The following is a 14,327-nucleotide window of genomic DNA, read 5'->3' as shown; positions in this document are numbered from 1 at the left end:
TTAGTAACAATCAAACTAGAATGTACTATTATCAATTCTAACAAAAAATACTTACTTCTTTATGCAAATGCCATTCAATAACTATTATACATTATTGATTGTTGCTATTGTTCAACATCTCTTTCTCGTGCTTGCACTTGCTGTTTTTTATAACCAAATGGAACATGTTTCACATGAGTATTTTCTGGTATGTCCCAATATAAATTAAAATACTTTTGATATTTACGACTTTTCGGTGTTGAATGTTGCATATAGTTTTCGAAAGGCAGCCTTTCCATAACATAGGAATGCTTTTTAGGGTGTGCTTTAATGTCATGTTTCAACTGAGCAACACGTTCACTATTATAATAATGAATATATCCAAAAACACTTATAAATACGACACTTAAAATAACGGCCACTGCCATAACTAACGACCGAATAATATGCATTTTAATATGCAATTGCTTCACTAGTAATAATAGTATAACGACATAAATTCCATAAATTGTAAAAAAGTTCCTCGGACCTAAAGGTGACACAATTACTAATGGTAAAGATACTAAAGCCAGCGTCAGCATTAAAACATAAATAGTAAATTTCGTTTCTTGTGAGCTAATAGAATAGTGTATTGTGAGTCCTAATGAAACAACAAATATAAGACAAATCAATAAATTAACAATATTGACAATGTGTATCGTTTGGTAATTAAATAATTCAAATTGACGATAAATACAAAAATAGTAAAGTGGCAATATGGCTAACCCTATATAAAGTGACCACTGCTTAACAGTCTTTAACGATTGAAAAACTGCACTTTTATTTAATAATAAATACGCTAAGACAATTATAATAAGTATTATCACAATTTGATTAAAGAACATCCATTGGGTAAATACAGATGTCACTGTTTTATATATTGTTTCGACAAAACTTATTTCTTGGGGAATATTTTGGTAGTCGCTACCTTCAAAAAATATTTTGCGATAATTGGCATTGGAAAACATGATCAGCGTACCTATGCTTGACAATGCTAAACCAACTAACAATTTCACATTGAGCTTGTGATATAAAATAATATAAGTAACAACTGCTAAAGCTAAAAAAAGCATATGAAAAACTGTAATATTTTCCATGAATAATTGTCCAACCACACAACATGCATAAAATAACACATGATGTATTGGCGAGATTCGTTGCGACGAGAATAATAATGTTGTTACATACCAAATAATAAATAAGGCACATACCGTTGATGGGACATAATTATAAAATCCTGCAAACCAACCATACGTTTGTTTATAAATCGCACTTGGAATAATTAACATTAAAATAAAAGCTACTACATAATAAATCGAGGAAACTTGATGTCCAACAAAGCGTACCATGACCATCAAGAGACTTAAGCATATGATGACATATGTACTCCAGCGTACGATGTTATAACGCACCGCTATAATTTCAGTGATGTTGCCTAGATACCGACCATTTAAATTAGCAAATCTTTCTTCTAACATTTGCATACCATATTTGCTATACCATTCCCAATCATCATGAGTTAAAGGTAAAAAGAACGCCATAAGAATATAAAATATGGTAATCAGCGTTAATGTTATAACAGTACTATTATTCCTTAACACTTTCATTTTTCGCTACCTCGGCTTTTAATAAATTGGTTGTATTCACGATATATAGAGGCCTATGCTTGACCTCATAATAAATTCTACCAATATACTCTCCAATTATGCCAATAGAAACCAGTTGAATACTTCCTAAAAAAGTAATCGCAAAAATTGTCGTAAAATAACCGGGCGTCTGTATACCATACAAGACAGCATTCACTAAACTTACAATAATATATATAAAACTGAATATTAAAATCAATGCTCCTATATAAATCAACGAACGTAATGGTTTATTATTAAATGATAATAATCCATCTATAGCATAATTGAACAATTGCTTAAATGACCATTTAGATACACCGTTAACTCTAATTTTGTTTTGATAATGTATAACTTTAGGTGCAAAACCAATCCATGCAAAAATACCTTTAGAAAAACGATTATATTCGCTTAATGATAGCACTGCGTGAACAGCTTTTTGACTTAGTAGTCTAAAATCACCCACACCATCCATTAAAGAAACATCTATAAGTCTATTAATTGTTCCATAATATAACTTAGTCAGTCTTTTTCTCCATTGCTGTTCCCCAGTTCTGTCACGACAAGCAACAACTTGATGATACCCTTGTGTATATGCATTTATCATTTGAGGTATAAGCTCAGGTGGATGCTGTAAATCACTATCAATGATCACCAACGCATCTACAACGTTACTCTCTTTAAGTCCTGCATACATAGCCGCTTCCTTACCAAAGTTACGTGAAAATGAAATATATTTAACTTTTCTATTTACGTGTGCAAACTGTCTAATAATCGTTAATGTATCATCTGTACTCCCATCATCTACAAACAAAATATCATACTGATACTGTTGTAATTGACTATCAACTGACAAAATGTCACTTAACTGCTCATACATATGATGCAATACTTGTGCTTCATTAAAACAAGGTATTAATATTCTAATAAACAAATGTTACACCTCTTTACGCTTTCTCTATCGTCATAATTATATAGAATCATGTACTAAAGGTATTTAGTAACAAGACATGAAGTAAAAAATAACGATAGATATGTAAAAAGATTACTGATGTTGTCACACCAGTAATCTTTATTACATCAACATTCATTTAGTTGAAGGTTAAATTCAAAATGTATGTTATTTTCAGTTATACGATAACGTTCTGCTAATTCTGGTCCACAGCTATTAGAGCCAATACCACTGTGGTATTTATCTATGTGCACGTACGTAATTGCTTCTTGCTCTAATTGATCATTATGAGTAGCATGTGTCAATTGTGCTACAGCATAATGTGAAGCATTAAAACTTAGTGGTTCTATACTTGTAAAAACAAAGCAATTCCTATTATCTGACACTTGGATATAAGTAGTATTGTTATGACTACTGTTTTCTTGTGGCACAATGTGTGGTTCAAAGTTATTAGTAATCGTAGTATCAAAATAAGATAAATACGTTGCTACACCTTTGTCTTGATAAGACCCATAAGGACCATTGCCATAATATTTTAAGTCTTCGAAGGTATCTTGTAATTTAAATACCAATCCAAAGCGTGGTAAAAATGGCATTCTCTGGTTTTTTGTCACTTCAAATTTCACATTTATACTGCCGTTACTACGAATCGTCCAACTTACTTCACCTGTCATAATACGTGCTTTCGCATTACTCACTACTGCTATATCAAACAGTAACTCTACATCGTTATTATTGAGGTAATGCGCATTGTAGTAATTAACAGCAGTCGAAACATCATGATAACCAGCATTTTCCCATAATTTTCTCACTTGGACATCATTATCTATCGGAGCTCGCCATAAACATAACTCACTTTCACCAACTAATATACTTCTGTGTGCTTTTACTACTTGTGATAACATGCCTGTATTTTTATTAAAGCTATAAACATTATCTTTTTGTTTAACGACTAATTCATATGCATCGTCCAAAATAATATAAGGCTGGTTTGAATTATCGTCTGTAACATTTTGTACATCTTGTCTTTGATATATAACTTGGTCGTGTCCTAATTTAGTTTGCGCATTTAATAATAATGAGTCATTACTTAAATAATATTCCAGACGTACGTCACTAATATTATTTACAGTAGTCAATTCTGACACATCAACTGAATACTCTGTATGCGGCGCGAAATCTTTAATATCAAGTTGAATAACTGTTTGCGTGTTATCTCTATACGTAATAACACATGCTACGTCTATATAATTAGCCACATTAAGAAAATCTAATTGATTTCTTAATTTAAGTTGATAGCCGTCATTAGAAATTAATTTTATAGGGCGATGTACATGTTGAAACTCATAGTAACTTTCATGCACTTCTCTATTTGGAAATACGATACCATCTACACAAAAATTGCCATCATGTAAAGTTTCTCCAAAGTCACCACCATATCTAAAAATTGCTTGACCATCCTTCATACCGACGTGTATACCGTGGTCATTCCACTCCCATACAAAACCACCGCTAAAACTATCATATTTATCTATTAAATCATGATATTCTTTTAAATCTCCGGGTGAATTACCCATAGCATGTGCATATTCACATAACACAAAAGGTTTATCTAACTGGTCATTAGTTAAATATTTCTTTTCAATTTCACTTGGTGATGCATACATTCGACTAATCATATCGATATTAGATAAATCATTGTCCCTATTGTCCTCTTTATATAATGCACCTTCATAATGGATTGGACGTGTACTATCTAATGCTTTAACTTCACTCGCAGCTTTTTCAATATTAATGCCGAATCCAGATTCATTCCCTAATGACCATGCAATGATACAACTATAATTTTGTAATGGCATTACAGAAGCAACTACCCGCTCAATGATTGGGGTTTCATATAATCCATCATTTGCTATTAAATTATAATCATCATTATTTTCGTCACCATACAATCTCACAACCCCGTGAGTTTCTAAATCCGCTTCACTCATAACATAAAAGCCATAATAATCAGCCAATTTATAAAATAAAGGAGATTTAGGATAATGCGCTGTTCTAATAGCATTAAAATTTGCTGCTTTCATTAATTGGAAATCTTGTATAAATTGTTGTTCATCCATGACATATCCAGTTTTAGGATGACTATCATGATAGTTAACACCACGTAATTTTATAGATTGATGATTAACATAGAGTTGATTGTTTTTAATTTCAACTTCACGAACGCCAACTTTTTGTACAATAATCTCCTCAGCAGTTTTAATTCTCAGCTCATACAAATCAGGTTGTTCTGCTGACCACAACAATGGGTGTGCTACATTAAAATGAACTGACTCATAAACTTCTGTTTCACTTAATAACTGTCCATTAGGATCATATAACTCAACTGTAGCATGCGTTAATCCTTCATATTTTAACTGTCCAATATTAATATGTGCATTTGCCAGCGAGTCATCTACTAACGTTTCTATTTTAAAATCAACGACATGCTGTGTTGCTCTTTCTAAAATATACACATCTCTAAAAATACCTGAATGTCTAAACATATCTTGATTTTCAAAATAAGTTCCATCTGACCATTTAAGCACAAGAACTTGTATTTTATTATCATTTGCCACTAAAACATCTGAAATATCAAATTCAGAAATAGAGTGGGAAATTTGACTATAGCCTATAAATTTATCATTAATCCATAAATAAAATGCACTATCTACACCTTCAAAATTTAAATGATACTTTTTGTGAGCATTATAATTTGCTATAGTAAAATGCTTAGAATAGAAACCACATGGATTCGTTTTAGGTACATGAGGTGGGTTGAAAGGTATAGGATATTCAGTATTTAAGTATTGCAATGTATCATATCCATGCAAATTCCACACTGATGGTACAAGTATTACATTAGTGTCCTGCTGTAAATATTTACGCTTTGCTTCAAATGTTTGTAGCGACTCAAAAAATTCAAAATTCCAATCCCCATTTAAGTTAGTGACACTTTTTCTCTCTAATCTCTCTGTGTGCTCACTCATATTTTCTCCATGCTCAAATGGTATATAATAAGCTCTTCTCGGCATTACATTAACATTTTGAACTGCCATATTTTCATGATAATTTTCTATAATCATTTTGTACCCTCACCTTCATTTTCATTCAACTTTTGTTGTAATGATTTTTGTCGTTTTAACTGTAATGTTTGCTGAATATCGTATAAAAAATCGCCTTTCAATTTGAATGCTTTATGATAAAGAAAGGCACTGATCACAATAAACACCACAGGCGCAATAATAATCATAATACGGATACCATTCACCGTAACGTCTGATTGAGCAACATTAGGCGTAAACCCTAAAATTGATAACCCTACACCAACAATTAAAGAAGCTACTGCTTGCGCTGTTTTAGTTAAAAATGTATTTGTGGAACTAATAACACTTTCATTTCGTTGTCCAAATTTTACTTCCCCATAGTCAATAACATCAGCTAACGCTACCGTTGAGATACCAATAATAAAACCTGAACCTATTCGCAACATGCCGCCACCTATAATAATCCATATTGCTTGTTTCGGATCAATATAACCAAAGAGTAAAATAATTAGTAAGCCGCTGACAATGAGTGTAATAGCAATACTAAACACCTTACTTCTATTCAATAAACTAATTGCATACGGTAATAATAATAATCCTCCCATTTCCGCCAAAATCATGGAATTAAATATGGCAAATAAATGTTCCGCATTTACGACATATTTAAAGTAATAAATAATCGTACCATTAAGTGTCTGTATACATAGATTAAACGTTAATAACACTCCCATAACAGCTAACAACTCTTTGTTGGAGAATATAATACGTTTCAAATCTTTAAAGCCTACTTTAATACTATTTTGTTTTTCCATTTCTTTATCTTCTGGGACAAAAAAGATTGTTACCGCTATAGTTATAATAAAAGTGAGACTACATAAAATAGCAAATACAAATATTCCAACAGAATCGCTACCATTGCCTAAACCGTCTCCTAATTTATGAATAAACATTAAGCCAAAAGTTCCGACTACAAATGCCGCTAGACTAGCAAAAAATCTAGGAATGACCGAAATTACTTCCCGTTCTCTAGGGTTATTTGTTAAATTAGGTAACCATGACCAATACGGAATATCCATCATTGTATAACTCATACCCCAGGCAATATAGATTATAGATATGTAAATATGCATAGCGACTGTAGGTAAATCAAAGTTAGTGAATAGTAAAATAGTAATAATCGCGTTAATGAATGTACCTATTGCTAACCACGTTTTAAATTTACCAAATTCATTTTTCGTATTATCTACGATCAATCCCATAACCGGGTCATTCAGTGCATCCCAAATACGAGCAACAAATAACAACACCCCTATAAAAGCTGGTGATAACCCTAATATATCTGTGCTGTAGAACATAAAATAAATACTTACTATATTAAATATTGCATCTTTGCCAACAGCACCAAAACCAAATGAAAATTTTTGAAAACCTGTTAATTGTCTTTCCATATGTGGCAGTCCCCTTCCTAAATTAAGCGCTTTCAATTGATGTATTAATACAATATCAATCTTAATAAAGGCAGAAAATAGACAAATGATGCTATTATATGTATAAATGTTTCCAAAGTTAATTAAAAATGTATTTTAAAAAACAGTTCGAAGTATTAACTAAATGCTGGAGGTAACAAATGCAACTTCTATGGAAAAAATTTAAAAAGATACATATTGACGCTAACGTTAGTGAGTGTGGCATTGAAGAAGGTGTGCCAAATACTAAATATCAATACCAAGTACATCAAGATGCTGTAGTGCATATTATTACAGAAGGTAGCGGTTATTTTTCATGCGGTGGTAAAACATATGAATTGCAAAAAGGTGATTTATTTTTACTGTTAAAAGGAGAAGATGTAGCATACTACCCTTCATATAAAGACCCGTGGACATACTATTGGGTTGGCATGAGTGGTAAACAAATATTAGATTATTTAAACCGTAGTCTATTATTTGATCAAAAAGTTATTACAAACTCAAATACACACGCAATTGAATCTATTATACGCAAATCTTGCGAACTCTCGAGTAGTATAGAAAGTAACAATTCTAATGATATTTTATTATTACAATATTTATACAAACTCGTATATCAATTACAAGAACAGTTCCCTAAAAACTATACGACTTCAGTAAACATTATTAATAAAGATATGCAAAAAGCGATTCAATATATAAATAACAACTACTATAAAAACATTCAAATTACTGATGTAGCGCAGCACGCCAATTTAACTCGCAGTTACTTATATAAATTATTTAAAAAGAACTTGGATGTTTCACCCAAATCATATTTAACGTATATTCGAATGTATCACGCAAGTGAATTATTAAAACAAACTAACCTATCAATTAAGCAAATTGCAGAAAATATAGGTTATCAAGATCCCTTGCTATTTTCCAAAAACTTTAAACAACACTTCGAAATGACTGCTACCAATTATAGAACGTATCACTGTTAACAATATCAAAAGAGAATGTTCAGTTACTCAATAATAGTGCTATGATGCATTTTGGAGTATCAGCCATATATTATAGTCTATGGTCAGTTGGCAACATTTATTAAATGATAATCTTATTAGTGCAATATTGGCAGTACTTTGGGCCGACTCCTGTGGAAATAGCACGTGCCGAAGACTACAGGCTGAGACAGTGCCCACGGAAAGCGTGCACAAAAAAACTGCCAACAAAGTCAGTAACCTTGTCGACAGTTTCAAGCTACCATCAATTAGTAAAGTAGCTCATGATCTTTATTTATTTGTCTGAATCTTGTTGGTCATTTTTACCTTCGATTTTCTCTGAGAATTTATTTAATTGTTTCTCAGCAAATGATTTACCACCGATACCAAATGCAATCGCAAATGCTACCGAAACTGCACCCAAGATTAATAAGAATGCTACATTTACTATACTTTGCGCAAAGTTTAACTGGTCTAATGTCATAAAGACAGATACGATAATCACTAAATATTTAACAATTTCAGCTAACATCGCATTGCCTGTAGACTTGTTAATAAGTTTAGCTAATAAATTACCGCCAATAAATCCTAATGCTAAAATAATTGCCCCGGAAATAACTAAAGGTAAGTAACCTATAATAGCTTCACCAATTTGGTTTAGCACTGATAAATTAACCGTGTTCAATGCTTGAACCGTAAAGAATATGCCGATTAGTGTTGTAATAACCCAACCTACTGCTACTGGAATATCAATACTTTCTTTATTATCGCCAAAATTAACATATTTGTTAAAGCGACTAACATTGAATCCGCTAAGTATATTTTTCACTAAAGTGCCCAACACTTTGGCAATAAAAATACCTAATACTAAAATAATTACGGCAACGATAATTTTAGGTGCAAATTCAAAAATACTAGTCATCATACCCTTGATTGGGTTTGATACAGACTTCATATTTAATTGATCAAATACAGATGGTAAAAAGAGTAAAAATACTAAGAAATATGCTAATTTACCAAATGTTTGAATAATCCCTTCGGACTCAGATTTACCACTATCGGCATCTACCAGTCCTTTCTTTTGTAACCAAGCTTCAAAACCTAAGGCACCTAAAGCTTTAACAATTACTTTCTTCACAATTACTGCAATAATCCATGCAATAAGTAATAAGATAATGGCACCTATCAGGTTTGGTAAAAATGCTATGATGCTATCTAAAGCACCCATTAAAGAATCTATTATTTTACTCATGAGAATTACCTCCTTTTTAAGACAAGATACCCTAGCAAGAAATAATTAATCATACAATTATAAAGTTTTTTACCCTTATTTCATTAATTATATAAAAATAATGGATTATGTTTATATTTTCAAACTTATATTGTTTATTTATATAAATGGATATTGAAGTTTAATAACTTGTTTGCTATTATCATATATTAATGCAATTTTAAATAAAACCTACTTTGTTTTTATAAAAAAAATAAAATAAAACAGTATTTTTATATAGAGCGTATGTCACAAGGAGGTATAACATGGATATTGATGTGCTTTATGAGGACAATCATTTATTAATGGTAGAAAAACCAATCAATGTGCCTGTACAAGCTGATAATTCGAGAGATGAAGACTTATTAACTATATTAAAAAAGTACATTAAAAATAAATATAATAAACCAGGCGCCGTATATCTTGGATTAGTCCATCGTTTAGACCGCCCAGTAGGTGGCGCTATGGTATTCGCTAAGACCTCAAAAACCGCTTCAAGATTAGCAAATGAACTAAGAAAACAAAAAATTTACAGAACTTATTTAGCGATTATACACGGTCAACCATTACAACAAACTGGCAAATTAACGGATTACTTATGGAAAGATCGTACTAAAAACATCGTCTATGTAAGTACACCGAAAAATAAACAGGCGAAACAGGCAATACTCGATTATCAATTGTTACGCACAGTCAACAATAAAAGCCTAGTAAAAGTAAAATTACATACGGGTCGATCCCACCAAATAAGAGTACAATTTGCGAACCAAGGGTTACCTTTATACGGTGACCAAAAGTATGGTCAACACGTCAATAAACACGGTCAACAAATTGCGTTATGGGCATCCGAACTTAGTGTTAAACACCCTACCAAAGATGAAATTATCACAGTAAACTCACGACCTTCCGGAAGATTGTGGGAACAGTTATTATAAAAGCGTATGTACAACAGTAAATGTTTGTACATACGCTTTTCAGATTGTAGACAGCCGTTAGCCTTCGTCAAGAGTATAACGGCAAGTCAATAACCGTATTTGTGGTGTGCTTTAGCCGTTTCTCAACTGTACTTGACTGTTAGAGATACGCTTCAAAGAACTTTTGACCTATAAATTCATTAAAATTTGGATAATCGCAATAACTATAAATACAATAATTATTAAACTTTGGATCTTACTTGGTGTTTTTTGGCCGACTTTCATACCAACTTGAGCGAAAATGATACTTCCGATAATTAAACCAAGTGCTTCCTCAAAAGGGATAAATCCTTGAAATAATTTAACCCCAAAGGCTCCGATTGAAGAAATAAAGGCAATAACTATACTATTAGCAACAACTTGTTTCATTGGCAGTTTAAAAATAACAAGTAATACTGGAATAATAATAAATGCGCCACCTGCACCAACAATACCTGAAATAAGTCCGATTACTCCACCTAAAAACATTAATAGTAATTGGTTATAAGACTTATGATATCGATTATGTTTAGGTTCTATAAACATTAAACATAACGCTAGCAAAGCTATAATAATGTAAACGATATTCACAAAATTTTCGTTTAATAAATTGGCACAAATCGCTCCAACGGTACTTCCAATAATCATACCCACACCCATCTGTAACACTAAAGAAGGTGTGAAATCGGGTCGTGTCGCTGCTTTAATACTGCCACTAAGTGTGCTAAAAAACACTTGGACAGCTGTTAAACCTGATGCTACATAAGCACTGTATTCAGGTAAGCCTAATAATGGTGGAATAAATAACAAAATAGGATAAATAATAATAGCGCCACCTATGCCCACTAAACCAGAAATAAATCCACCAAACGCACCTATAAACAACATCACAAGTATAATGGTCATTTATTGTTCACCAAAGATTGAATTGAGCTTTCCGATATACGTAAATGGGTCACAGTAATTTTATTATTTAATTGTTGATCACACTTCATTACTGTTCTCCTTTCTATATTGTTTCTAACATTACTTTAATTATATTAAATTGCCGGCACTTCATCAAATGCACACAGATTATTTTCAAATACTTTCGTGACACACAATAAAAGGGAGTGGGACAGAAATCTGATTTTGAAAAAATTGATTTCGTCGTCCCACCCCGGCAAGGATGACTAGCGTTGAAAAAAGCTTGGTTTGAAGCGCATTTTCAATGCAGTCAGCTACTGCCAATATGACAAGAGACTAGGACGAATCAATCTTGTCCCAGCCTCTTTTCTTTATTAGCTTTCATCATTCATATTGAATTTAGCATAAATATGTGCACTAATTTTATTTTCGCATTGTCTAATTTTATTAACTCGTAAAATACTGCTTGCTGTATTCACCGGTTTATAAGACTTCCAGTAATTTAATTGCTGAAATAGCTCGTTCAATGTAGACATGTTATTACCACCTAATTATAAATTAATAAAAATAGCTCTTCTATTAATAAGAAGAGCTTTCCACACATCTTCTTATCATTCAGGTTACTACCTGTTGGATTTGGCACATCGCATCAAATAATGCTGTTGCCGGAGTATCATAGGGCCAATTCCCTTCACTCACTCTCAATAAGACGAACTATATTTATTTATATTTAGCTTACATGAAATTTTATCTTTATGTAAGTTATTTGCTTGTATAACGCATTTTTCTATGCTTTACTCTACAGTTTGTAATCGGTGGTCTCCGTCTTTTATCCAATTTCGGCGCACACAAATAGAATAAATTGTATAGCTCACGATGATTGGTAAAACAATGTGAAATGCTAGAATTAATACCCATGTATTTAGTGAAGAACCCATCGTATGTATCGTCATAATTTGTCCTATTAAACCACTTGTCCCCATACCTGCACCTGCTGCATTATTTGTCATTGGAAACCATAAGGTCATGAGTGGAGCCACGATAGCACTCGCTAATGTTGGTGGTAATAAAATCATTGGATTTTTAATAATATTTGGTACTTGTAGCATACTCGTACCTATGCCAACAGAGATAAGTCCACTCCAGCGATTATCTTTAAATCCATTAACAGCAAAACCTACCATTTGTGCAGAACAACCAATCGTCGCTGCGCCCGCTGCCAATCCGCTCAAATCAAGCATTAATGCTAAAGCCGCACTAGAAATTGGAGCAGTTAACGTCAAACCAAATATTACAGCTACAATAATTCCCATCACTAAAGGTTGCTGACCTGTAGCAATATTTATAACTTTGCCTAATGATGTCATAAATTCATTTAAAGCTGATCCTAAAAATTTAGCTACCGCTCCTCCTATAATGAGTGTTAATAATGGAGTAATGATAATGTCAATTTTTGTTTTACTAGCATAAAAACGACTTATTTCTACTACTACCAACGTAGCAATATACGCTCCTACTGGGCCACCGCCAAATGTATCATATCCTAATGTACCTACGATGACACAAGAAAATATTACTAGTGGCTTAGATTTCAATCCATATGCGATGGCTGCACCAATAGCGCCCCCCGTCATACTCATTGCTACATCACCAATTTGTGCTAAAAAGCTCAAATCTACTTGTGGCCATACTGTCTGCTTACCAATTGTATTTAATAGTAAGCCAATGATGAGTGAGCCGAACAACCCGAGTGTCATATAGCTCAATGCTTCAATAAACCATCTATTTAAATATGCTTTCATTTATAATCCCTCTTTATTTATCTTAGACTGTATCTACGATTATAGCCCAAATCATCAATCAAAAGTGTGTTTTTAATGAAACGTAATTAAATCATAATATGTATAACTTTCGTAGGAAGTGACCTCTAATATTTCAACGAATTTTTGACAGAAACGTGGAAACATTGACATGTTGCTAACTCTTCAATAAACTTAAATAAGTGAGAATCACTATCATTAAAATTAGGGGTAAAATATTATGAAGTTGTTAAAACCACTATTATTAGTCCTTGGTATTTTGTGCACAATTTTAGGCTTTTTAGGTTCTATATTACCCTTATTACCTACCACTCCGTTTATTTTATTGGCTGTACTATGCTTTGCCAAAAGTTCAGATAAATTCCATAATTGGCTCGTAGCTACAAAAGTTTATAAAAATTATATACAGAGCTTCAAAGAGAATAAAGGTTATACGATGAAACAAAAATTGAAAATGCTCATAAGTGTCTATATTGTTGTTGGATTTTCTATTTTTGTCATAGACATTACACCGATTCGTGTCGGTTTAGCATTTATGTTACTGTGCCAAACGGTAGTCTTATTTGCATTTATTAAAACACTCCCTAAAGAGTATAATACTGATGACTAAACACAACAGTGTGCTTATTATGACCACCGTTGTGTTTATTTATATTTCAACATTAATGTCTGAGGTATATGACAATAATCATTAGGATATTTGGCCAAATGATGTTGATGTATTTCAGCACTTTTTACATAATTACTGAGTAATTGTACTTCCACTGCAATCTCCGCATAATCTGCTCTATTAGTGAGCCACTCAGTAGCACTTTGTAAATGGGTACTATCTTCACTATAGATACCTGTACGATATTTTTCACCTATATCATCACCTTGTTGGTTTACACTATAAGGATCGATAATTTCAAATAATTGTGAAAGTAAAGTTTCGACTGATGTTTTTGTCGGATCAAACGTTGTTTTTACACATTCGACGTAGCCATCATACGGGCTGTCTAACGTTTGTGTAGTGCCATTTGCGCGGCCCGCTTCCGTCTCAACGACTCCTGGTAATGTTTGTACAAAAGCTTGTACACCCCATAAACAACCACCCGCTAAATAAACAACTTCCAAATTGCCGTCCTCCTCTTAAGTTACTATGGTATATCTCCAAACGTTAAATGTTTGTTGTAAACTGTACTCAACTATTTCAACTTATTGTAAACTGAAATACATGAAAATCAAAATTATAGATGCTAGAGTAAT

12 protein-coding genes and 1 riboswitch are annotated in these 14,327 nt (G+C 32.5%); of the genes, 3 read left to right on the top strand and 9 right to left on the bottom strand.

The features are described 5' to 3' along the window. Positions 1–104 precede the first annotated feature (104 nt). From MUA37_RS01105 to melB, 4 genes are all read right to left on the bottom strand, one after another. Positions 105–1,625, bottom strand: coding sequence for a hypothetical protein (locus MUA37_RS01105; RefSeq protein WP_107382286.1), 1,521 nt, complete (start codon positions 1,623–1,625; stop codon positions 105–107). Then, a complete protein-coding gene (locus tag MUA37_RS01100) occupies positions 1,606–2,577 on the bottom strand; it encodes a glycosyltransferase family 2 protein (protein ID WP_262624747.1) in 972 nt (323 codons plus the stop codon). The genes MUA37_RS01105 and MUA37_RS01100 overlap by 20 nt, the downstream gene beginning before the upstream one ends. 146 nt (positions 2,578–2,723) lie before the next feature. Continuing rightward, a complete protein-coding gene (locus MUA37_RS01095) occupies positions 2,724–5,720 on the bottom strand; it encodes a glycoside hydrolase family 2 TIM barrel-domain containing protein (RefSeq protein ID WP_262624746.1) in 2,997 nt (998 codons plus the stop codon). After that, entirely contained in the window at positions 5,717–7,129 is a 1,413-nt protein-coding gene (gene melB / locus MUA37_RS01090) for a melibiose:sodium transporter MelB (protein WP_002509911.1), read from the bottom strand. The genes MUA37_RS01095 and melB overlap by 4 nt, the downstream gene beginning before the upstream one ends. A gap of 179 nt (positions 7,130–7,308) precedes the next feature. Between melB and MUA37_RS01085 the strand changes: the two genes are divergently transcribed. Further along, positions 7,309–8,133, top strand: a complete 825-nt coding sequence (locus tag MUA37_RS01085; protein ID WP_002509912.1) for an AraC family transcriptional regulator — start codon at positions 7,309–7,311, stop codon at positions 8,131–8,133. Between the two features lie 292 nt (positions 8,134–8,425). On the opposite strand, the gene MUA37_RS01080 is transcribed toward MUA37_RS01085, so the two are convergent. After that, the gene (locus MUA37_RS01080) at positions 8,426–9,382 is read right to left on the bottom strand and encodes a mechanosensitive ion channel (RefSeq protein ID WP_142019269.1); all 957 of its coding nucleotides are present in this window, start codon (positions 9,380–9,382) and stop codon (positions 8,426–8,428) included. Positions 9,383–9,666: 284 nt separating this feature from the next. Between MUA37_RS01080 and MUA37_RS01075 the strand changes: the two genes are divergently transcribed. Continuing rightward, the gene (locus MUA37_RS01075; RefSeq protein ID WP_262624745.1) at positions 9,667–10,335 is read left to right on the top strand and encodes an RluA family pseudouridine synthase; all 669 of its coding nucleotides are present in this window, start codon (positions 9,667–9,669) and stop codon (positions 10,333–10,335) included. Positions 10,336–10,503: 168 nt separating this feature from the next. On the opposite strand, the gene MUA37_RS01070 is transcribed toward MUA37_RS01075, so the two are convergent. The 3 genes from MUA37_RS01070 to MUA37_RS01060 form a co-directional block, all read right to left on the bottom strand. Further along, positions 10,504–11,259, bottom strand: coding sequence for a sulfite exporter TauE/SafE family protein (locus MUA37_RS01070; RefSeq protein WP_002510695.1), 756 nt, complete (start codon positions 11,257–11,259; stop codon positions 10,504–10,506). Positions 11,260–11,633: 374 nt separating this feature from the next. Next, positions 11,634–11,795: a hypothetical protein gene (locus MUA37_RS01065; protein ID WP_021459471.1), complete on the bottom strand. Its 162-nt coding sequence runs from the start codon at positions 11,793–11,795 to the stop codon at positions 11,634–11,636. A 69-nt stretch (positions 11,796–11,864) separates the two neighbouring features. Continuing rightward, a riboswitch (SAM riboswitch) is annotated at positions 11,865–11,970 on the bottom strand. An 83-nt stretch (positions 11,971–12,053) separates the two neighbouring features. Continuing rightward, positions 12,054–13,061, bottom strand: a complete 1,008-nt coding sequence (locus tag MUA37_RS01060; protein ID WP_107373712.1) for a PTS sugar transporter subunit IIC — start codon at positions 13,059–13,061, stop codon at positions 12,054–12,056. A gap of 238 nt (positions 13,062–13,299) precedes the next feature. Here MUA37_RS01060 and MUA37_RS01055 point away from each other — a divergent pair, with 238 nt between their 5' ends. Then, entirely contained in the window at positions 13,300–13,689 is a 390-nt protein-coding gene (locus tag MUA37_RS01055) for a YbaN family protein (protein WP_002510697.1), read from the top strand. Between the two features lie 35 nt (positions 13,690–13,724). Here the strand turns inward: MUA37_RS01055 and MUA37_RS01050 are convergent, their stop codons facing one another. After that, positions 13,725–14,195 carry a peptide-methionine (S)-S-oxide reductase gene (locus MUA37_RS01050; protein WP_002510698.1) on the bottom strand — a complete coding sequence of 157 codons (471 nt, stop codon included), beginning with the start codon at positions 14,193–14,195 and terminating at the stop codon, positions 13,725–13,727. Between the last annotated feature and the right edge of the window lie 132 nt (positions 14,196–14,327).

Origin of the sequence: Staphylococcus arlettae (assembly GCF_025560845.1) — a bacterium.
Lineage (GTDB): Bacteria > Bacillota > Bacilli > Staphylococcales > Staphylococcaceae > Staphylococcus > Staphylococcus arlettae.
This window is presented reverse-complemented; position numbering and strand designations above follow the sequence as displayed.